Origin of the sequence: Enterococcus sp. DIV2467a, assembly GCF_050532945.1 — a bacterium.
GTDB classification, from domain to species: Bacteria; Bacillota; Bacilli; order Lactobacillales; family Enterococcaceae; genus Enterococcus; species Enterococcus faecalis.
Window position 1 is genome coordinate 225,001 of record NZ_CP172896.1, and the last position, 20,881, is coordinate 245,881.

The following is a 20,881-nucleotide window of genomic DNA, read 5'->3' on the forward strand; positions in this document are numbered from 1 at the left end:
GGGTCGAGGGTTCAAGTCCTTTAGCCGGCACCATTTTGCGGAAATAGCTCAGTGGTAGAGCACCACCTTGCCAAGGTGGGGGTCGCGGGTTCGAACCCCGTTTTCCGCTTAGCCAATTCATTACGCCGGGGTGGCGGAACTGGCAGACGCACAGGACTTAAAATCCTGCGGTGAGTGATCACCGTACCGGTTCGATTCCGGTCCTCGGCATTGTTTTATATTTAGCACCCATAGCTCAACTGGATAGAGTGTTTGACTACGAATCAAAAGGTTAGGGGTTCGACTCCCTTTGGGTGCATAGTTGAGTGATTGACTAAGTTTTAAAAAGGTGCACGTGAGTTTCTTTTTAATTCGATAGTCTTTTTTTATTACTTTAACTTCATAGCCCGGGAAGTAGCTCAGCTTGGTAGAGCACTTGGTTTGGGACCAAGGGGTCGCAGGTTCGAATCCTGTCTTCCCGATTGTGAAAAACAGTACTGATCATCAGTACTGTTTTTTTGTTTTGTTTAAAATTTAAGTATCGAAGTAGGTGTATTTTTTTGTGATGTGTAATTCTTATCGAAATTGCGACTAAAAATACAGGAATAAAGGACATTGAGGATATATTCGATGGCTAGTTGAGAGGAAAAGGTCGAGACTTTGAAATCTGCATGTTCAACGTTAGGAATGGGCAAAATCACTGTGGCGTATTTAGCTAATTGGCTGTTCAAGTCTGAAGTAATGGCAATAATCGGGGTGCCTCCTTCTGCAAAAATCCGTGCTTCATTTACGATTTCTGCAGTGTTACCACTGTAAGAGACGAGGATGGCTACGTCATTTTTGGTGGCATTGATGGCTAAATAAAATTGTTCAGCTTGATAAGGGATTAAATGGATAAATAGCTGAATGCGTAATAACTTTGTTTGAAAATCCGTTAAGCGAATGTAGGAGTTACTGACACCCACTGCTAAAATATTTTCAGCGGTTAAAAGTAAATCAATGCTTTTATTTAACATGGCCTCGGTTAATAACTGTTGGGTGGATTGAACAGTTTCAGTCGTTAACTGCGCAATTTTCTTGGCAATTAGTAAATCAGAATCTTGCGCTAAAAAAGGCATATTCGCATCAACATTCCGGATTGCTTGGTAGTGAATTTCTAAGTCGCGGGACAAGCGGATTTTAAATTCTTTGAAACCGCTAGTTTCTGTTTTTTTACACAAACGAACAATCGTGGAGGTTGAAGAGTTGGTGGCTTCTGCTAGTTCATAAATCGACATATGCAGGACTCGTTCAGTATGAGATAAAATAAAATCAATAATTAGCCCTTCGTTATATGTATAGCGTTCTTTTTGTTCTAAACATTCGATTAGATTCAATGGGTTCACCTCTCTGTGGTACTTTGTTTCGCTTTCAGTATACCTTAAGCGTATGAATTATGAAACATAGTTACAGAATTAGTTAGTCGTATTTACATCAGAAAGCGGTTTCTTTATGATGAGGATATCACAAAGGATTAAGGAGAGAAGTGAAATGGATAAGTTAACAAACTGGGTGGAGCAAGCCGTAGTGCCTAAAGTTTCAAGGATTACAAGTTTACGTTATTTTCAAGCCTTAAGAAATGGTTTTTTTGCGATTATGCCGTTAACAATTATTGGATCGATTTTTATGTTGATTACAGATTTTCCAGTAGCAGGGTATGGCGATTTTATGGCTGGAATTTTCGGTGCAGGTTGGGCGGATATGATTTCACCAGCTTATCGAGCAACTTTCAACATGATGGGAATTATTTTTGCTGGGACGATGTCCTATAAATTGGCGGAAAGTTACGAAATGGATCGTTTAACTTCATTAATTTTAGGAATTGTTGCTTACGTAGTCGTTTTACCGAAAACGGTGACTACTGAATCAGGCGAAGTTGTGACGAAAGTTTTATCGTTTGATTGGTTAGGAACGCAAGGGGTGATTACGGCCATTATTATGTCAATTCTTTCGGTTGAGTTGACTCGTTTCTGTATTAAGAAAAAATTAGTCATCAAAATGCCTGACAGCGTGCCTGCTATGGTGAGCCAAGCTTTTAGTGCATTGATTCCTGGGATTTTTGTGGTAGCGGTGGCTTTATTGATTAATGGGATTGGGCTTTCGTTTGCGGATTCCTTCCCGCAATTAATTTATGCGGTGATTCAAGCGCCACTGCAAGGTTTAATCGGAACCCCTTTTGCAATTATTATTGTGGCTGGCTTAAATGGACTGTTCTGGTGGTTTGGAATTCATCCAACTGTCATCAATTCCATGCTATATCCTATTTTATATGCGAATGCAGACAAAAACCAAAGCTTAGCGGAATTAGGACAATTAACTGCTCAAAGTGGCAACTTTGGCACGGTCCAAATGCTCGATCAATTTGCCACAATTGGAGGCGCTGGTTGCACGATTGGCTTGGCTATTGCAATGGCCATCGTCGGACATTCATCTAGAATGAAAGCCATGTCGAAAATTTCGTTTGTTCCAGCATTTTTCAACATTAATGAACCCTTGATTTTTGGACTCCCAGTTATTTTTAACCCTTTATTATTGATTCCGATTGCGGTCGCGCCGATTTTATCGGTCTTGATTGCCTTTCTGTCAATGAAAATTGGGTTCATGCCAATGTTTACAAACATTCAAGCACCATGGGCTACGCCCTTTCTGTTTTCGGGCTTTTTAGTGGGAAAATGGCAAGGTGCAGTGACGCAAGTTTTAGCTGTTGCCGCTAGTGTCGTTATTTATTATCCATTTGTAAAAGCCTTAGATCGACAATATCAAAAAGAAGAAGCCCATGAAGTACCAGAAACATTGTAGAGAAAGAGGAGTGAAGGAAATGCATGTTGAGAATGATGAAAATATTTGCTGTGAAGTGGAAAAAGGAATGGAAAAAATGTATCATCCGATGGTGCCCGAGTTGGTTCAAACCTCTTCCTTTTATTTTCCAACTTACGAAGAATTTATGGCAGCGAGTATAGATGAAAAAAATAATTATGTTTACACACGTGGCACCAACCCCACAACAGAAATTTTAGAGAAAAAAATTGCTCGTTTGGAACGTGGAGAAAAATGTAAAGTTTTTGCCTCAGGAATGGGCGCTATTTCGGCAACGCTGTTTACGTTGCTCCAACAAGGCGATCATGTTTTAATGGTCAATACAATTTATGGAGAATCTGTTTCGTTTGTGCAATATTTAGAGAAATTTGGCGTATCCTTGACCAAAGTAGACGTTACAGAAACAGAAGAACTTTTTCAATTTGTTCAGGAAAACACCAAAGTCATTTACTTTGAAAGTCCGTCCTCACAAAAGTTTGAACTGCTAGATTTAGAAAAAATAACTGCGTTAGCACAAAAAATTGGCGCATACACTGTCATTGATAACACGTGGGCGTCACCGTTATTTCAGCATCCTTTATGCCATAATGTGGACCTGGTGATTCATTCTTGTTCCAAATATATTGGTGGTCATTCGGACATTGTAGCAGGGGCTGTCATTGGCAAAGCAGCGCTTGTGGATCAAATTTTTGAACATGGTCATCAAGCTTTAGGAGCAGTCAATAGTCCCTTCAATTCTTGGTTAGCGTTACGTGGTATTCGTACCATGCCTGTTCGGTTGGCGCATCAGTCTCAAGCCATCCAAACGGTGCTGTCGGCTTTGCAAAAGGATCCGCGAATCAGTCGCTTATATCATCCTTTTGTAGGAAATCAACAACAACAAGCGTTAGCAGAAAAATATTTAACAGGTTATGGCTCATTGTTTGCGATTGATTTAAAAGATACCGATTTTGAACGTTTGAAAACATTTGTGAACGCATTGACGCTGGTCACAATCGGGGTCAGTTGGGGTGGCTTTGAAAGTTTGGCCTTGCCTGTATTCAAAGGCAATAACTTGACGGCTGTTCAGAAAAGAGGCTTGTCGCCAGCGCACATTCGCATGTACGTTGGTTTGGAAGAGCCAACATCTATTATCGAAGATATTCAACAAGCCTTGGATCAAGCCTACGGCGAAGAAACGCTTTTGTGAGACATTAAGATAATCAGCTGAACAAAAGCAACTCCTTCGGAATTCGCAAGGATAAAACTGTGACGAGCCTTTGGCGAGAAAACAATAAGCCGAAATTCTTGGAGCTAAACACTTTTATCTCAGCCTCTGTGATTCAATAACATATTTTCAATTTTAGGAGGGGAACTTAAGTCAGTTTGACTGAGGTTGCTCCTCCTGTTTTGCATTTTTTTATTAAAGTCAAAGCGTTCCTCTTTATTTAATAGGCAAAGTTCGATATAATAATGGTCAATATTAGTCAAGAGAGAAGAAGGATGGAAGACTATGAGTAATCAAAATACGTCAGATTTAATCGAGGCTTATTTAAAAAAGATTTTAGAAGAAAGTAATAAAATTGAAATCCGTCGGGCGGAAATGGCTAATTTATTTAATTGCGTTCCTTCACAAATTAACTATGTAATTAATACACGTTTTACCATCCAACGAGGCTACGCAGTTGAAAGTAAACGTGGTGGAGGCGGCTATATTCGCATTGTCAAAGTACAAATTTCAGATAACGATCAATTACTAAAACAAATGGATCAATTGATTGGCGCAACCTTAACAGAAAAAGATGCGCTAACATTTATTCAAACATTGTATGAAGAAGAAGTGATTACGAAAAAGGAAGGCAATTTAATGCTAGCTGCTTTAAGTAAAAGCACATTGAATGGTCTGGGGAATCACGAAGATTTTCTAAGAGCTCAAATAATGCGTTCATTTTTAGAGCGCTTGAGCTATGAGGAGGAATAACTATGGATGAACTATTTACAGAAAGTGCGAAAGCCGTACTGGCGATTGCCCAAGAAGAAGCAAAGTATTTTCGTCACCAATCCGTCGGTTCTGAACATTTATTATTAGCACTCGTTTTAGAACCAAATGGGATTGCCGGAAAAACATTACGACAATTAAATACTGACACAGAAGACATCCGTGAAGAAATTGAGCATTTAAGTGGCTATGGCACCATGCAAAGTCCAATGGGGAATAACAACTTATACTTACCTTATTCACCAAGAGCCAAACAAATCTTTGCCTATGCTGGAGATGAAGCGAAGCGCTTAGGGGCTCAAAAAATTGGTACCGAGCATTTATTATTAGGCTTGTTAAGAGACGAAGAAATTTTAGCGTCTAGAATTTTAGTGAATTTAGGATTAAGCTTATCCAAAATGCGTCAATTATTATTGAAAAAAATGGGCGTTTCCGAACCCAATAGTGCACAACGTCGTCGGAATGGTCAAAGTAAAAATGCGCCACAAGGGACGCCAACATTGGATTCTTTAGCAAGAGATTTAACCAAGTTAGCACGAGAACAAAGCTTGGATCCAGTAGTTGGTCGCGGTACCGAAGTCCGTCGTTTGATCCAAATTTTGAGTCGCCGTACCAAAAACAATCCTGTCTTAGTCGGTGAACCAGGTGTTGGGAAAACAGCGATAGCAGAAGGCTTAGCCCAGAAAATTGTCAACCGGGAAGTCCCTGAAGATATGCAAGGCAAACGTTTAATGATGCTAGACATGGGTGCCTTGGTTGCTGGAACCAAATATCGAGGTGAGTTCGAAGATCGCTTGAAAAAAGTTGTCGATGAAATCTATCAAGATGGACAAGTCATTTTATTTATCGACGAATTGCATACCTTGATCGGTGCTGGCGGTGCAGAAGGGGCGATTGATGCTTCAAATATTTTAAAACCTGCTTTAGCACGTGGCGAGTTGCAAACCATTGGTGCGACAACTCTGGATGAATACCAAAAATATATTGAAAAAGATGCCGCTTTGGAACGTCGTTTTGCCCGTATTCAAGTAGCAGAACCAACCCCAGAAGAAGCAGAAGAAATTCTAAAAGGCTTGCGTTCACGCTATGAAAAACATCATGGCGTAGAAATTACAGATGAAGCTCTACATGCAGCGGTTCAATTATCGATTCGCTATTTAAATGACCGCCAATTACCAGATAAAGCAATTGATTTAATGGACGAATCTGCAGCAAAAGTTCGTTTAGATAAGGCAGATCAACCTTCAGAAATTAATGAATTGCGTACCGAAATTTCTCAATTAATTACGGAAAAAGAAGAGGCCATTCAAAACCAATCATTTGAAAGTGCTGCTCGGATTCGTCAAAAAGAAAAACAAGTGATGGAAAAACTAGAAGAATTGATTGCAGTGAAAGAAAAAAGTCTGTCTGGTTACAGTACGCAAGTAACAGAAGAAGACGTGGCTGGAGTCGTTTCACAATGGACAGGGGTTCCTTTGCAGCAGCTAGAGAAGAAAGAAAGCGAACGATTGATGGAATTAGAAACCATTTTACATCAACGGGTCGTTGGCCAAAATGAAGCAGTTGAAGCTGTTTCACGCGCTATCCGTCGTGCGCGTAGTGGCTTGAAAGACCCAGCAAGACCGATTGGTTCCTTCATGTTCTTAGGACCAACAGGGGTTGGGAAAACGGAACTTGCCAAAGCCTTAGCCGAAGCGATGTTTGGCAGCGAAGAAGCCTTGATTCGCGTGGACATGTCTGAGTTTATGGAAAAATACAGTACTAGCCGTTTAATCGGTTCTCCTCCAGGTTATGTCGGCTACGAAGAAGGCGGCCAACTAACTGAAAAAATTCGTCAACGTCCTTATTCCGTTATTTTGCTAGATGAAGTAGAAAAAGCCCATCCAGATGTCTTTAATATTTTATTACAAGTCTTAGATGATGGCCATTTAACGGATGCCAAAGGACGAAAAGTCGATTTTCGTAACACGATTTTAATCATGACCTCCAACTTAGGAGCAACAGCGATTCGTGAAGAAAAACATGTTGGCTTCAATGTGAAAGACATTTCTAAAAATCATGAATTAATGCAAAAACGAATCATGGAAGAATTGAAAAAAGCCTTCCGTCCAGAATTCTTAAACCGAATTGATGAAACGGTTGTCTTCCATTCCTTGAAACAAGAGGAAATTCATGAAATCGTAAAAATTATGAGTCAATCTGTCGTGAAACGGATGGCCGAACAAGAGGTTAAAGTGAAAATCACACCAGCTGCAATTGAAGTTATTGGTAAAGTCGGGTTTGATCCAGAATATGGCGCACGTCCAATTCGTCGGGCCTTGCAAAAAGAAGTGGAAGATCGTTTAAGTGAAGCCCTTCTTTCTGGTCAAATTCAGTTAGGGGATAAAGTAACTTTAGGCGCTAGCAAAGGCAAAATTACGTTAAATGTGCGGGCACCAAAAGCACCAAAAACAGAAGCGAAAGAATTACAAACTGTATAGATGAGATGCGAAGTCTGGTATAAAAACCATTTAGGGTTTTTATACCAGGCTTTTCTATTTTCCAGTGGCGATTTCTTTTTGAGAATTGCCAGATTGATTTTTCTGTGCTACGTTAATAAGGAGGGGTGATGGAATGGAACAATCTTTTTTTCGAGAATTACTACATTATCAGCGTCCAAAGGATAATCCTTTTCGACTAGTGTTTGCTGGCTTGGTTATGTTCAGCATTCTTTTTTTGGGCTATATCAATCATCAATTATTGATTTCAAGCTTTGGCTCGTTAGGTATTTTTACTTTTTTATATTATCAGCCGTTACCATTAAAACAGTTAATGACTCGTTTATCTGTGGTCGGTAGTTACCTTTTTTTAGGAAATTTGTTAGGCATGTTATCGACCCATATTGCATGGCTCATTCCCATTGTTGTTGCCCTGGTCGGTTTTGGTGGCCGCTTTTTCTTTGAAGTCTACGATATTTCAAAACCAGGGGCCTTCTTTGGTGTGATGGTGACAGCGATGGGTGCCAGTACGAGTATTCCGTTAGCAAAAATTCCGTTCATGAGTGGCTGTATGTTATTAGGTATTGGCTTTTCTATTTTGTTTGCACTAGTGTTGCATTTTACAGAGAAGGAAATCAGTGCCCCGCTAGCTAAGCAATCATTACGGGAACGAATTTATCGGCATCCAGAAGCGCCATTAGATAGCATATATTATAGCTTTGTCTTATTTTTTGCTGTATATATCAGCGAAAGTTTACATTTACAGAATCCGTATTGGTTAGTCGTTTCCTGTGCATCCATTTTACAAGGAGACAATTTACGTGCGATTAAGCAGCGAAATATTCAGCGAATTTTTGGCACAACGATTGGATTGGTTATTTCCGCTTTTCTGCTTAATTTAGCTTTGACAACTTTTGAATCGATTGTCGTGATTACAATCTTATTTGTGACCGTTGAGTATTTTATTCGTCGTAATTATGGATTGGCGCAATTTTTCACAACGCCTATGGCTCTGATGCTTTCATTGCTCGTTCGTCAGCAGTACGTGATAACGTTGATTCAATTCCGCTTTTTGGGGATTGTTTTAGGCAGCTTGTTAGGCTTAGCAGCAGCGTGGCTATTCACCGTTGTAGTAACGTTTTATGAACGAAAATATCACTTGAACGAGTGACCAAAGAACAGATGACCAGTAATTAAAAAAAGAGTATTTGGTAGGTAAGCGGATGGCGCTTCTCTACCAAGATTTTTTTCGGAAACATTGTGAAAAATGTACGTTTAATACAGATAGGCTCTTTTAAAGTTTGTGAACGTATGATACTATTAAACGGTCATAAAGAAGGAGGCTATATTTATGATTGAACTGATTGCAACTGCAGAATCTGTTGAGCAGGCTGTAGAATTACTCGCAACAGGTGTGGATACATTATATATTGGAGAAGAAACATTCGGGTTGCGTTTGCCCGTATCTTTTACACGAGATGAACAACGCGAGATTGTGAAACGTGCACATGAAATGGGCAAACAAGTGCTAGTTGCAGTAAATGGCATTATGCACCCTGAAAAAATGAAATTAGTCCCAGAGTATCTGACATTTTTAAAAGAAATCAACGTCGATAAAATTACTTTGGGTGATCCAGGTATTGTGTTTATTATGCAACGAGATGGATTAGAAATTCCTTACGTTTATGATGGCGAAACCTTAGTAACGAGCTCACGTCAAATCAATTTTTGGAGTAAACGAGGAGCCATCGGAGCTGTCCTAGCTCGGGAAGTACCTTTTGAAGAAATGGTCGCAATGGAAGAAAACTTAGCAGTTCCAGCTGAAATTCTTGTCTATGGGGCGACCTGTATTCATCAATCGAAACGCCCATTAATTCAAAATTACTACAATTACACAAAGAACGACAAAGGGGTTACGAAAGACGAAGGGCTGTTTATTTCTGAACCCAAAAAACCAGAAACCCACTATTCCATTTATGAAGATAGTCATGGTACGCATATTTTTGCCAATAACGATGTGAACTTGATGAATGAGTTAACAAACTTGTATGACCATCACTATCGTACATGGAAGCTCGATGGCCTTTACACACCAGGTGAAAATTTTGTCGCGATTGCTCGCTTATTTGCTGAAGCGAAAGCAGCACTTGAAGCGGGAACTTGGTCAGAAGATCAAGCAGCTCATGCAACAGCTGAAATTGAAAAATTACATCCAACAGGTCGTGGCTTAGACAATGGTTTCTTTGATTTAAGTGCCGATGCAATAAAATAAATTGATTCATTTAAGGGGAAGAAGAACATGAAAGTAATGACAGAACGAACATTGAAGCGTCCCGAGGTGTTGGCTCCAGCCGGGACGCTAGAAAAACTAAAAGTCGCAATTCGTTACGGTGCCGATGCCGTTTATATCGGAGGGAATGCCTACGGTCTGCGTAGCCGCGCAGGAAATTTCACGCCAGAAGAAATGGCGGAAGGCGTAGCCTTTGCCCGCGAACATAATGCGAAAGTTTATGTCGCTGCCAATATGGTCACTCATGAAGGAAACCAGGAAGGGGCAGGAGCGTTTTTCAGAGAATTGCGAGACATCGGAATTTCAGCTGTGATTGTTTCTGATCCAGCTTTAATCGAAATTTGTGCGACAGAAGCACCAGGTTTACCTATCCATTTATCGACACAAGCTTCAGCAACCAACTATGAAACATTAGAATTTTGGAAAAATGAAGGCTTAGAACGTGTGGTATTAGCGCGCGAAGTTTCAATGGAGGAAGTTGCAGCGATTCGTGAAAATACGGACATTGAAATTGAAGCCTTTATTCATGGAGCAATGTGTATTTCATATTCAGGACGTTGTACTTTATCCAACCATATGTCGATGCGGGATGCCAATCGTGGCGGTTGCTCTCAATCTTGTCGTTGGAAATATGAGTTATTTGATATGCCTTTTGGGACAGAACGTCGGAGCAAAACCAGCGAAGGGGAAGTTGAAGAAGAGTTTTCAATGAGCGCCGTAGATATGTCTATGATTGAACATATTCCAGAATTAATTGAAAATGGTGTCGATAGTTTTAAAATTGAAGGCCGCATGAAATCCATTCACTATGTTTCGACAGTCGCTAATGTGTATAAAAAAGCCGTCGATTCTTACATGGAAGACCCTGAAAACTATGTCTGCCAACAAGAGTGGATTGATGAATTATGGAAAGTAGCACAACGTGAATTAGCAACTGGTTTTTATTACAATACACCAAGTGAAAATGAACAATTATTCGGCGAACGTCGTAAAATTCCACAATATAAATTTGTTGGCGAAGTGATTACGTACAACGAAAAGACGCAAGTCGCGACAATTCGTCAACGGAACCTTTTCAGTGTCGGCGATGAAATTGAATTTTATGGTCCCGGGTTTACCCATTTCCACCAAACCGTTAAAGAGATGTATAATGAAGACGGTGAAGCGATCGATCGGGCACCTAATCCCATGATGTTGTTAACAATGGAAGTGACGCAACCTGTTGCAGTCGGCGATATGATTCGTAAGAAAAAATAAACCAGCCAAAAGGAGGAGTAATTATGAGTGTCCGCGTGAATGATTTATTAAAATTACCGTCTTTGCGAGAAGCAACGGTACTTTCTGGTAAAAACCAATTGGACACATCTGTTGCTTCTCTTTCTTTTTTAGAAGTCTCTGATATGTCTTTGTTTTCGGAAAAACTTCACAAAACAAATGAATACCATGCTGGCGAAATTTTGATTGGTTCATTTTGTGCCATTCGTCATGATGTGGTGAAGCAATGTGAAACGATTCGGCATCTCCATGAATTAGGCGAAGTAGGCCTAATCTTGTACTACGTTGGGATTATCGTACCGAAAGTTGCAGAGGAAGTGATTCAATTAGCGGATTCTTTAGGTTTTATTTTAATCCAAATGCCTAAAAACGATCCAACATTACGCTACAACGAAGTCATTTATGAAGTCATGAAATTGTTAGTCAATAAAAATAAAATGGCTTCTTTTGCAACGGACCTCTTGGAAAAAGTTTCCCTTTTGCCTGAACAAAACCGCAGTGTGGAAATGACCTTGAAAATCCTATCCGATTTTTTAAAAGTCAACATTGCGTTAACCACCTATACCAATGAAATCATCAGCACCATCAATTGGCCGCGAAGCACGAAATTGCCCTTAACCAAGTTACTTTATCAATCACAAGAGAAAGTAGCGCTGGGAGAAACGACCTACTTCATTACCTCGCAAAAACTTCCTCAGAGAGATGGACAAACATTGAAGCTTTACTTCATTCGAGAAGAAGAGCAGTTAACCTCTTTTGAGATGAATCAAGCGGTGGAAGTCGTTCAGATGGCTCTGAATTTATGGGGGAAAAACTATGACGAAGTCAGTGAGTATGCCTTAGTCCAAGCAATCATTAACGATGAAAGTGATAAGATGTACCAATTAGCCAAAAAATTAATGATTGATATTTCTTCTGTCGAAACGATGTGGCTTTTGCCTATTTGGCAACAAGGACAAGAAATCCACGCTATTCAGCAAGATTTGAAAGATTTCCTACGTTACTATTACCAAACAACGATTGTCCAACAAACAGAAAATTACCTGATTGTTCTCTTAGGTAATTATTTACACAAACAGCCTGAAGCCACGATTAGTAAAGAATACTTGCAAGCCACAGACTATCAGGACTATTTAGGTGAAATCATCCTTTGTCCGAAAGTTCGTAACACGACTGAAGTGCGTGTCAGCTACCAAACCGCTAATCAAGTCGCGCCGTTTTTAAAGCGCGTCTATCCACAAAGAAAAGTGTTATCAATCGCGGAAATTCGTACAGTTCAACAAATGATGACGTGTCTCCAAGCAGGAGAAGAAGCAATCCAACAACGCTTAGCAGTTATCCAACCTCTCTTAAAAGAATCAGAGCAGTTAATGACATTAGGAACGTTTTTACTAGATGCAAGTAGTGATTTTAAAGAATGCGGCGAACGCCTATTTGTTCATAAAAATACGGTCAAATATCGTATCAGTAAAATTAATGAAGCGCTCGGCTATGATATGACCAACGCCGCCGAAGCCTATGAAGTCTATTTGGCGATGATCTTATATCGCTTGGTCACGAATGAATGAAAAAAGCAGACAGAGGTCGGGACAGAAGTGTTTAACTCCGAGAACCACGTAGGTACTGTTCAACATCTATTTGCTTTGCAAATAGTGTTTCTCAGCAATAAGAAGGAATTTCCGAAAATTGTCATAAAACACAACGAGGTACGAGTTGATGTTGCATGATACCTACCCGGTGTTCTTTAATTTTTGGAGACCAAGTAGGTATTGTTCATCATCGAATCACTACGTTCTTCGTGATTCTCAACAATTTCGGCTTATTTCCGAAGGCCCTTCAACTCTTAGAGCTGTAGCTCTTTTGAAGGCTGTACTGTGACGAGACGCATGTCGAGAAAACATCTTAGAAGTTGTTGAGATCGAAGCAACGCGTAGTGTTGCTTCTGTTTCCGCCGTTTATCAATTTTTAAGCCTGGGACAAAAATCCAAAGTGATTTTTGTCCCAGGTTCTTGTCTCTTTTTTATTTTAAGCCAAAACTTCCTCGATATTTTTTTTAATTTGAAAAAGACCTATGACTGATTTTTCGTTATAATTGAAAAAATAATTAAGGAGGAATGAGAATGAAATTAAAAAACGAGCAACAACAATCGTGGCTTAGCTTAGCATTTGTTTGGGCGGGCGCAATGATTAGCGTGCCAGGATTAATTATTGGAGGAACGTTAGTTGCAGGCATGCCTTTATGGGAAGCTTTGTTAACAGGATTTATTGGTTACGGTATTATTGTTATTTTAATGATTTTACAAGGAATTCAAAGTTCCGACTTACAAGAACCTTCTGTCAAAGTCGCTTCTCAAGTGTTTGGCATTCAAGGTTCGCAAAAGATCATTTCTATTATTCTAGCGATTGCTTGCTTAGGTTGGTTTGGCTTGCAAGCCAATGTCAGCGGCGGCGCCTTCACGAACTTTTTAAAAATTTACGGCATTGATTTACCTGTGTCGCTTTCTTCCTTAATCTGGGGAGTTATCATGCTTATTTCGGCTCTTTATGGCATAAAAATATTGAAAATTCTGAATTATTTTGCGGTTCCTGTGTTAGTTCTGGTTTGTCTTTATGGCTTAGTGGCTTCGTTAAGAAACAACGGTTGGGAAGCTGTTAGTCAATATACACCTCAAACAGCAGGAAGCTTTATGTCAGGTCTTTCAATGACTGTCGGTTCTTTTGCATTAGGCGCAGTAATTGCTGGAGATTACTCTCAGTATGTTTCTTCTCGTAAAGATGTGGTTAAAGCGGCCACCTTAGGGATTTTACCGACAGGCTTGTTGATGATTGGCGTTGGTGCGGTCTTGACCATTGCATCGAACACCGCAGATATCACGGAAGTTTTTATGAATCTCGGTTTTCCAGTTTTAGGAATTATTGCGCTAATTTTAGCAACTTGGACCACGAATGCCGTGAATGCTTTTTCTGGCGGATTGGCCTTGATTAATGTCTTTGATATTCCAAAAGAAAAAGAAAAAGTCGCTGTCGGTGCGGCCGGCGCCATTGGAACCTTATTAGCAGTTGTGGGGATTTTAAATTACTTTACGCCGATTATGTCCGTCCTTTCTGCGATGGTGCCACCAGTGGCTGGTGTAATGATTGCTGCCTATTGGTTGATTAACAAAGGCGATCGAACCAAATGGCAGCCAACGCCTGGCGTGAATAAATTAGGTGTTTTTTCATGGCTAATTGGTGCTGCAGTGGGGGGCATTCCGGTGATTATGAGTTTCTTTCCCAATGCCCCTCAATTGCCTAACCAACCGCTAATTGGCATTGTTTTATCGTTTGTTATTTATTATTTCGGTGCAAAACGTCAACAGACGAACACCGAATCATTAGAAATGGAATGAAGAAGAGGAGTGTCGGAGAATGCGTTATTTAGATGCAGAAGCAATTGAGAATATAGCCACAGGAGCAGCTTTTTTAGGGACAGGAGGTGGCGGTGATCCCTACATTGGTAAAATGATGGCTTTGTCCGCCATCGAAGAAAACGGACCTGTCAAACTGGTTTCTCCAGAAGAAATTGCCGCGGAGGATTTTTTCCTACCCGCCGCAATGATGGGTGCCCCATCTGTCGCAATTGAAAAATTTCCCAAAGGCGACGAATTCGTCCGTGTCTTTGAGAAGTTAGGAAAATATTTAGACCAAGAAACGATTGCGGGAACCTTTCCAATGGAAGCTGGGGGCGTCAATTCAATGATTCCAATTGTTGTTGCAGCGAAGCTAGGCATTCCCTTGGTGGATTGCGATGGTATGGGTCGGGCCTTTCCAGAATTGCCTATGGTAACGTTCCATTTGAATGGGATGTCAGCGACCCCTATGGCAATTACCGATGAAAAAGGAAATATTGGCATTATGGAAACGATTGATAATACTTGGACAGAACGTCTTGCTCGTGTTCAAACGGTTGAAATGGGCGCCAGTGCTTTAGTGAGTATTTATCCCGCGACAGGCAAACAATTACAAGACTATGGTATTCACAACATCGTGACATTATCAGAAGAAATTGGCAAAGTGATTCGAGGTACCTATGCAGATGAACAAGAAAAACGCCAAGCATTAGTAGAAGTTACGGATGGCTTTGAATTGTTCCAAGGAAAAATTCTAGATGTGGAACGAGAAGTAAAAGGTGGCTTCAATTTGGGACGTGTCAAATTGAGTGGCTTAAACAGTGATGCTGGTTCAGAAGCAGTCGTCCATTTTCAAAATGAAAATTTAATTGCCGAGAAAGATGGTCAGGTGATTGCGATGACGCCTGATTTGATTTGTATGGTAGATTTAGAAACTTTAACGCCTGTGACAACAGAAAGCTTGAAATACGGCAAACGTGTCCAAGTAATGGGCTTGAAAGCGAATGCTGCTTGGCGAACGAAAAAAGGTATCGAAACAGTGGGTCCTCGGTATTTCGGCTACGAAATGGATTATCAACCACTAGAAAACTTAGTAGCGAAGGAGGACAAATAAATGTATAAAATCGGTATCGATGTCGGCGGCACAAATACAGATGCTGTTATTTTAGATCATCAATTAAACTTGATTCATTCAGTGAAAGTTCCAACAACCGATGATATTCAAACAGGGATTGCCGGTGCCTTAAATAAAGTCTTGGCAGAATCAGCAGTGGACCCAACCAAAGTCACACATGCAATGTTGGGCACGACCCAATGTACAAATGCCATTGTTGAGCGAAAAAAATTAGCAAAAGTTGGGGTCCTTCGTTTGGGCTATCCAGCAACCGCTTCGGTCTTGCCTTACACAGCTTGGCCCAAGGATTTAGTGGCCACTCTTTCAGAAACGTATGCTTTAGCACATGGCGGCTACGAATATGATGGACAACCGTTGACTGCACTGGACGAAGAAGAATTACGTGGGATTTTGGCCTCTTGGCGAGGAGAAGTAGAGGCAATCGCAGTAATTGGCGTTTTTTCTTCTTTAAAAAATGACCAAGAATTGTTTGTCCAAGCACTTGCGAAGGAAGTGTTAGGGGCAGATGTTCCTGTATCTTGCTCCTCAATGATTGGGTCTGTCGGTTTAATTGAACGGGAAAATGCGACAATTTTGAATGCTGCGTTGCACAAAGTAATTAAAGTGACCAGCGAAGGCTTTGAACAAGCCTTAGAACAAGAAAAAATTCATCACGCCCAAGTGTACTTATGTCAAAATGATGGTACGTTAATGTCGTTAACGTATGCCAAACAGTTTCCTATTTTAACCATTGCTTGTGGACCAACCAATAGTATTCGTGGCGCTTCTTACTTAGCTGGTTTGAAAGATGCGGTTGTTTTAGATGTTGGTGGCACAACGTCAGACATTGGCGTGTTAGTGGATGGCTTTCCAAGAGAATCTTCACTGGCCGTTGATGTTGGCGGAGTACGGACCAATTTTAGAATGCCAGATATCGTGTCAATCGGTGTTGGCGGCGGCAGTCTAGTGCGTGAACAACCAGATGGTTCTGTGACAGTTGGCCCCGATAGTGTCGGCTACCGTATTACACAAGAGGCCCTTGTTTTTGGCGGCACACAATTAACGACCACTGATATCGCGGTTCGCTTAGGCCATGCCCAAGTCGGTGATCCTAGCAAAGTGGCTCATTTAGACCAAACGTTTGCGGAAAAAGTGTACCAAAAAATTGGCGAATTGGTCAGTGAAGCGATTGATCGCATGAAGACCAGTTCCGCAGACGTGACGGTCGTTTTAGTTGGTGGTGGGAGTATTATCATCCCCGAAGAATTGACAGGCGTTAAAGCGCTAATTCGCAACGAAAACGGGGCAGTGGCGAATGCCATCGGTGCCTCTATCGCTCAGATTAGCGGACAATACGAACAAATTTATGTCTATTCAAAAATCCAACGGGACGCGGCGTTGGCCGATGCCCAAGAAAAAGCCGTCCAACAAGCCGAACTTGCGGGTGCAGTCCCTGGCACAATCGAGTTAGTCGAGGTGGAAGAAACACCACTCGCCTATCATCCAGAAAATGCAACCCGCTTACGAGTAAAAGTGGTTGGGAACATGTATTGAGGACCAGTGCAAAGCAAAAGTTATAAGAAGAGTTATTTGAAATATGAGGTCGGGCTAGGGCTGTCGATTGAAGTTTTATCCTGAAGAGTACAGAAGAAGCTATATCTGTCTCGCCGTTTATTTTAAAATTCAGAGTTAGGAAGGTAAGTCGAAATGACTTACCTTCCTAAGTTCATTTTTTTTGTGTTGACATATTTTTTTAGAAAAGGCAAAATGTTAACATGGTATGTTGTTGGGGTGTTATGAAAAAAGGAGAGAAAATAATGAGTATTTTAAAAGAACATTTAAAAAGAAATTGTGATGCACGAATGGTTGGTGTTTTATCGTTAAGCATAAGAGAAGCATATCGCTACTTAATGGAGCTAACAGAAAGAGAATCTATTTTTCAACGAGCAGAAATGAAAAAAGTTTGGGGACACGTTCGGCATGGATTGGTTGATGTTGGTTTAAAACAAGTGTTAACTTCATCAGCAATCCCACATGAAATAGCTGACAAAGCTAGTAGTCGATATGTCAATGGCCATACGTACTTAATGATTGAAACCAAAGGCGCAATTTTAACGCCAGCGAAAGTTTTATCAGAAGCTTCAGTTCCTAAAAAGGCATTATTTAGAAATCGTGGGAGCTTATTAAATAAGCAGTATAATTTATTTGACAAACCAGAAGATTTAAATGAGTATTATGATGCCAATCAACCGCCATTCTTATTACTAACTTATGGCGGATCGAATCATCAATTACGTTTTGTTCGATTAGGGTTACCAGATATTGGAGTTGGTCGTTGGATTGACCAAATTGATATTACGCAGGCACCAGTTCTTTTAAAAAATCCAGAGGAAGTTCGTAAGGACCTACATTTGACTTTTACGTCAACCGCTGACGAACTGATAAGGAGAGGACTAGAAAATGAACGAGAGGTTGATTTTTAATCCAAAGCAATTAACTTCGGCTCGCATTGCACGAGGATTAACAATGAAAGAATTAGCCGAAAAAGCAGAGCTATCTAGGCAAATGATTTCGAATTACGAATCGGGAAAAACAATTCCTAAAGCAGATAGCATATTAAAACTAATTTCTGTTTTACAATTTCCCCGTAGTTTCTTTTCAGCAGATACATTTGAATTGTATTCAGGCGCAACTTTTTTTAGAAGCCGAAGTGCGGCAACGAAGAAAGTAAGAGATATGCAAAAAGAGCGGTTAAAATATGTGCAAGAAGTGTATAAAGTATTAGCAACATATGTGAACTTTCCCAAAGTTTGTTTACCAGAATTAATTGAAAAGAGTATTTATGAAATCACAGAAGAAGAAATTGTGAAAAAGGCTGAGGAATTACGGAAAATTTGGGGCTTAGACTTGATTTCGCCAGTCCCTAATCTTATTCAGTTGGCTGAACAAAATGGTGTGATTATTTCAGAAGCAAACATGTCCAATCCAACACTAGATGCGGTCTCGCGTTGGATGATTGGTCGGCCGTTTATTATGCTCACAGATAATCATGAATCTGCTGTCCGTCGTCGTTTTAACGTGGCGCATGAACTAGGACATATTTTATTACACAACGGTGTTGAAAGTATTCATGAGTATTCGCAAACAGAATTAAAGAACATTATTGAGTATCAAGCAAATCTATTTGCTGCGCATTTTCTCCTTCCTTCAGCGGCTTTTTCTGATTCGCTCTTGTCTATTTCGTTAGAATACTATATTGATTTGAAAAAGTATTGGAAAGTTTCTCTTCAATCAATGATTCAAAAAACATACACATTAGCGTTAATTAATGATGATCAACGTCTCTATTTAAATAAAAGAATTGCTAAAAATAAATGGAAAACGAAAGAGCCTTACGATGAACAACTGACTATCGAACAGCCAGAAGTTTTCCAAAAAGTTTACCACATGATTTTAGAGCACCAAGTCATTCCTGCAAGTCAACTAAATCAAGCTTTTAAATTACCTAAAGAAGAAATAGAAAAGATATTAGGAACAGCTATTCAAACGGAGCAGGACAAAACAGAAATTGTTCTTGAATTATTACGTTCTAACAAGTAATCAAAAAGAAGGAGGAATAACTATGGCTAAATTATTCGCCTACCAAATTGGTCAAAACCCTCGTATTCAAACGGACCTTTTGGTAGATCCTCAGCTGTTTGAAGATGAGCATGGCTGTATGGGTGCAGTGGGCTTCGGGTTAGCAGATTGTGTTCAAACCGGAATGTTTACAGATATTGAAGTGATAAAACGGTATCTTCACGAAGCAACCTACGTTTTTATTAATGGTGACTTTGACCGACTAAGTTATTTAGAAATTGGGATTGCACTTTCCTTAGGCAAAACACTTTACGTCATTACAATGAACCCAAACGTAACGAAAGAAGATTTAGGAATTCCCTTCGACAATGCTACGATTGAATTCCTTTCCCCCAGTGCTTTTACGGAACGAATCCATGAAACAGAAGCAGCAGAAAACTAAACAAAAGTAAGTAATACGACTGTCTTTTTTTGCTATTTTTTGCGATAATAAGGGAGAAAGTTCAAATTGAAAGGGAGCCAGAATAAATGAAAACCTATGATTATATTGTTATTGGTGGCGGTAGTGGCGGGATTGCTTCTGCTAACCGCGCAGGAATGCACGGAGCTAACGTCCTTTTAATTGAGGGCAACGAAATTGGTGGGACCTGTGTCAACGTTGGTTGTGTGCCTAAAAAAGTCATGTGGCAAGCCAGCAGCATGATGGAAATGATGGAAAGAGATACAGCAGGCTACGGGTTTGATGTTGAAATCAAAAATTTTAGCTTTAAACAATTAGTTGAAAATCGTGAAAAATATATTGACTTCTTACATGGTGCGTATAATCGTGGTTTAGACAGTAACAACATTGAACGTATCCATGGTTACGCTACGTTTACTGGGGAGCAAACAATTGAAGTCAATGGGACAGAATATACGGCGCCGCACATTTTAATCGCGACAGGTGGTCGTCCGAAAAAACTAGGTATTCCAGGAGAAGAATATGCCTTAGATTCAAACGGCTTCTTTGCGTTAGAAGAAATGCCAAAACGTGTGGTCTTTGTCGGTGCGGGTTACATCGCAGCCGAATTAGCAGGAACCTTACATGGCTTAGGCGCAGAAACACATTGGGCCTTCCGTCATGAACGACCATTACGAAGCTTTGATGACATGCTTTCTGAAAAAGTCGTAGAACGCTATCAAGAAATGGGCATGCAAATTCATCCGAATGCAACACCAGCTAAAATTGAAAAAACGGCGCAGAATGAGTACGTTATTACATTTGAAAATGGTGAATCAATCACGACAGATGCCGTGATTTTCGGGACAGGCCGTCAGCCGAACACGGATCAATTAGGCTTAGAAAATACGAAAGTAGCCCTTGATGAAAAAGGCTACGTCAAAGTAGATAAATTCCAAAATACCACGCAAAATGGCATCTACGCAGTCGGCGATGTCATTGGTAAAATCGACTTAACGCCAGTCGCGATTGCCGCTGGTCGGCGCCTGTCTGAACGCTTATTTAACGGACAAACCGATTTATATCTGGATTATAACTTGGTGCCAACGGTGGTCTTTACCCATCCACCAGTTGCGACAATTGGCTTGACGGAAAAAGCAGCGCTTGAAGAATATGGTGAAGACCAAGTGAAAATCTATCGCTCTAGCTTTACACCAATGTATTTTGCTTTAGGAGAATACCGTCAAAAATGCGACATGAAATTAATTTGTGTCGGCAAAGAAGAAAAAATTGTCGGTTTGCATGGCATCGGCATCGGTGTTGACGAAATGCTACAAGGCTTTGCAGTCGCTATTAAAATGGGCGCGACCAAAGCTGATTTTGATAATACTGTTGCGATTCATCCAACAGGATCAGAAGAATTTGTAACAATGCGATAAAAGGCGAATAAATCCCGAAAAAGAGCGTTGCATCAGCAACGCTCTTTTTTGAATACACGAGTTATA

Annotated in this window: 17 protein-coding genes and 5 tRNA genes (1 of these 22 cut by a window edge); 21 read left to right on the top strand and 1 reads right to left on the bottom strand. The window is 40.3% G+C overall.

Annotation, left to right across the window (positions count from 1 at the left end; translation table 11 throughout):
- The 5 genes from IGL80_RS01065 to IGL80_RS01085 all read left to right on the top strand — a co-directional run.
- Nucleotides 1–33 (top strand) — tRNA-Thr (locus IGL80_RS01065) (it extends 43 nt beyond the left edge of the window).
- Between the two features lie 4 nt (nucleotides 34–37).
- Nucleotides 38–109: transfer RNA gene (locus IGL80_RS01070), tRNA-Gly, on the top strand.
- 15 nt (nucleotides 110–124) lie between these two features.
- A tRNA-Leu gene (locus tag IGL80_RS01075) sits at nucleotides 125–210 on the top strand.
- A gap of 14 nt (nucleotides 211–224) precedes the next feature.
- Nucleotides 225–298: transfer RNA gene (locus IGL80_RS01080), tRNA-Arg, on the top strand.
- Nucleotides 299–387: 89 nt separating this feature from the next.
- Nucleotides 388–461 (top strand) — tRNA-Pro (locus tag IGL80_RS01085).
- A gap of 45 nt (nucleotides 462–506) precedes the next feature.
- Here the strand turns inward: IGL80_RS01085 and IGL80_RS01090 are convergent.
- Nucleotides 507–1,364, bottom strand: coding sequence for a MurR/RpiR family transcriptional regulator (locus IGL80_RS01090; RefSeq protein ID WP_002354705.1), 858 nt, complete (start codon nucleotides 1,362–1,364; stop codon nucleotides 507–509).
- 145 nt (nucleotides 1,365–1,509) lie between these two features.
- Here IGL80_RS01090 and IGL80_RS01095 point away from each other — a divergent pair, with 145 nt between their 5' ends.
- From IGL80_RS01095 to gor, 16 genes are all read left to right on the top strand, one after another.
- Nucleotides 1,510–2,817: a PTS sugar transporter subunit IIC gene (locus tag IGL80_RS01095; protein ID WP_010708363.1), complete on the top strand. Its 1,308-nt coding sequence runs from the start codon at nucleotides 1,510–1,512 to the stop codon at nucleotides 2,815–2,817.
- A complete protein-coding gene (locus tag IGL80_RS01100; protein WP_025186158.1) occupies nucleotides 2,795–4,024 on the top strand; it encodes an aminotransferase class I/II-fold pyridoxal phosphate-dependent enzyme in 1,230 nt (409 codons plus the stop codon). Before IGL80_RS01095 ends, IGL80_RS01100 begins: the two co-directional genes overlap by 23 nt.
- A 303-nt stretch (nucleotides 4,025–4,327) precedes the next feature.
- Nucleotides 4,328–4,795 carry a CtsR family transcriptional regulator gene (locus IGL80_RS01105; protein ID WP_002354715.1) on the top strand — a complete coding sequence of 156 codons (468 nt, stop codon included), beginning with the start codon at nucleotides 4,328–4,330 and terminating at the stop codon, nucleotides 4,793–4,795.
- A gap of 2 nt (nucleotides 4,796–4,797) precedes the next feature.
- The gene (locus IGL80_RS01110; protein WP_002358939.1) at nucleotides 4,798–7,293 is read left to right on the top strand and encodes an ATP-dependent Clp protease ATP-binding subunit; all 2,496 of its coding nucleotides are present in this window, start codon (nucleotides 4,798–4,800) and stop codon (nucleotides 7,291–7,293) included.
- Nucleotides 7,294–7,426: 133 nt separating this feature from the next.
- Entirely contained in the window at nucleotides 7,427–8,461 is a 1,035-nt protein-coding gene (locus IGL80_RS01115; RefSeq protein WP_002358941.1) for an FUSC family protein, read from the top strand.
- 180 nt (nucleotides 8,462–8,641) lie between these two features.
- A complete protein-coding gene (locus IGL80_RS01120) occupies nucleotides 8,642–9,562 on the top strand; it encodes a peptidase U32 family protein (protein WP_002354722.1) in 921 nt (306 codons plus the stop codon).
- A gap of 27 nt (nucleotides 9,563–9,589) precedes the next feature.
- Nucleotides 9,590–10,837: a peptidase U32 family protein gene (locus IGL80_RS01125; RefSeq protein ID WP_002358942.1), complete on the top strand. Its 1,248-nt coding sequence runs from the start codon at nucleotides 9,590–9,592 to the stop codon at nucleotides 10,835–10,837.
- A gap of 23 nt (nucleotides 10,838–10,860) precedes the next feature.
- Nucleotides 10,861–12,423, top strand: a complete 1,563-nt coding sequence (locus tag IGL80_RS01130; RefSeq protein ID WP_085366668.1) for a PucR family transcriptional regulator — start codon at nucleotides 10,861–10,863, stop codon at nucleotides 12,421–12,423.
- A 331-nt stretch (nucleotides 12,424–12,754) separates the two neighbouring features.
- Nucleotides 12,755–12,934 carry a hypothetical protein gene (locus IGL80_RS01135; protein ID WP_223302471.1) on the top strand — a complete coding sequence of 60 codons (180 nt, stop codon included), beginning with the start codon at nucleotides 12,755–12,757 and terminating at the stop codon, nucleotides 12,932–12,934.
- 35 nt (nucleotides 12,935–12,969) lie between these two features.
- A complete protein-coding gene (locus tag IGL80_RS01140; protein WP_002358943.1) occupies nucleotides 12,970–14,244 on the top strand; it encodes a cytosine permease in 1,275 nt (424 codons plus the stop codon).
- 19 nt (nucleotides 14,245–14,263) lie between these two features.
- A complete protein-coding gene (locus IGL80_RS01145) occupies nucleotides 14,264–15,358 on the top strand; it encodes a DUF917 domain-containing protein (protein ID WP_002354727.1) in 1,095 nt (364 codons plus the stop codon).
- Nucleotides 15,359–16,912: a hydantoinase/oxoprolinase N-terminal domain-containing protein gene (locus IGL80_RS01150; protein WP_002358944.1), complete on the top strand. Its 1,554-nt coding sequence runs from the start codon at nucleotides 15,359–15,361 to the stop codon at nucleotides 16,910–16,912.
- A gap of 263 nt (nucleotides 16,913–17,175) precedes the next feature.
- On the top strand, nucleotides 17,176–17,841 hold the full coding sequence (locus IGL80_RS01155) for a hypothetical protein (RefSeq protein ID WP_002354729.1): 666 nt from the start codon (nucleotides 17,176–17,178) through the stop codon (nucleotides 17,839–17,841).
- Nucleotides 17,819–18,958: a helix-turn-helix domain-containing protein gene (locus IGL80_RS01160; protein WP_002365444.1), complete on the top strand. Its 1,140-nt coding sequence runs from the start codon at nucleotides 17,819–17,821 to the stop codon at nucleotides 18,956–18,958. The genes IGL80_RS01155 and IGL80_RS01160 overlap by 23 nt, the downstream gene beginning before the upstream one ends.
- 22 nt (nucleotides 18,959–18,980) lie before the next feature.
- Nucleotides 18,981–19,379, top strand: coding sequence for a hypothetical protein (locus IGL80_RS01165; protein WP_002358946.1), 399 nt, complete (start codon nucleotides 18,981–18,983; stop codon nucleotides 19,377–19,379).
- Nucleotides 19,380–19,465: 86 nt separating this feature from the next.
- Complete coding sequence (gor, locus tag IGL80_RS01170; RefSeq protein ID WP_002354732.1) at nucleotides 19,466–20,815, top strand: glutathione-disulfide reductase; 1,350 nt, start codon at nucleotides 19,466–19,468, stop codon at nucleotides 20,813–20,815.
- Nucleotides 20,816–20,881 lie beyond the last annotated feature (66 nt).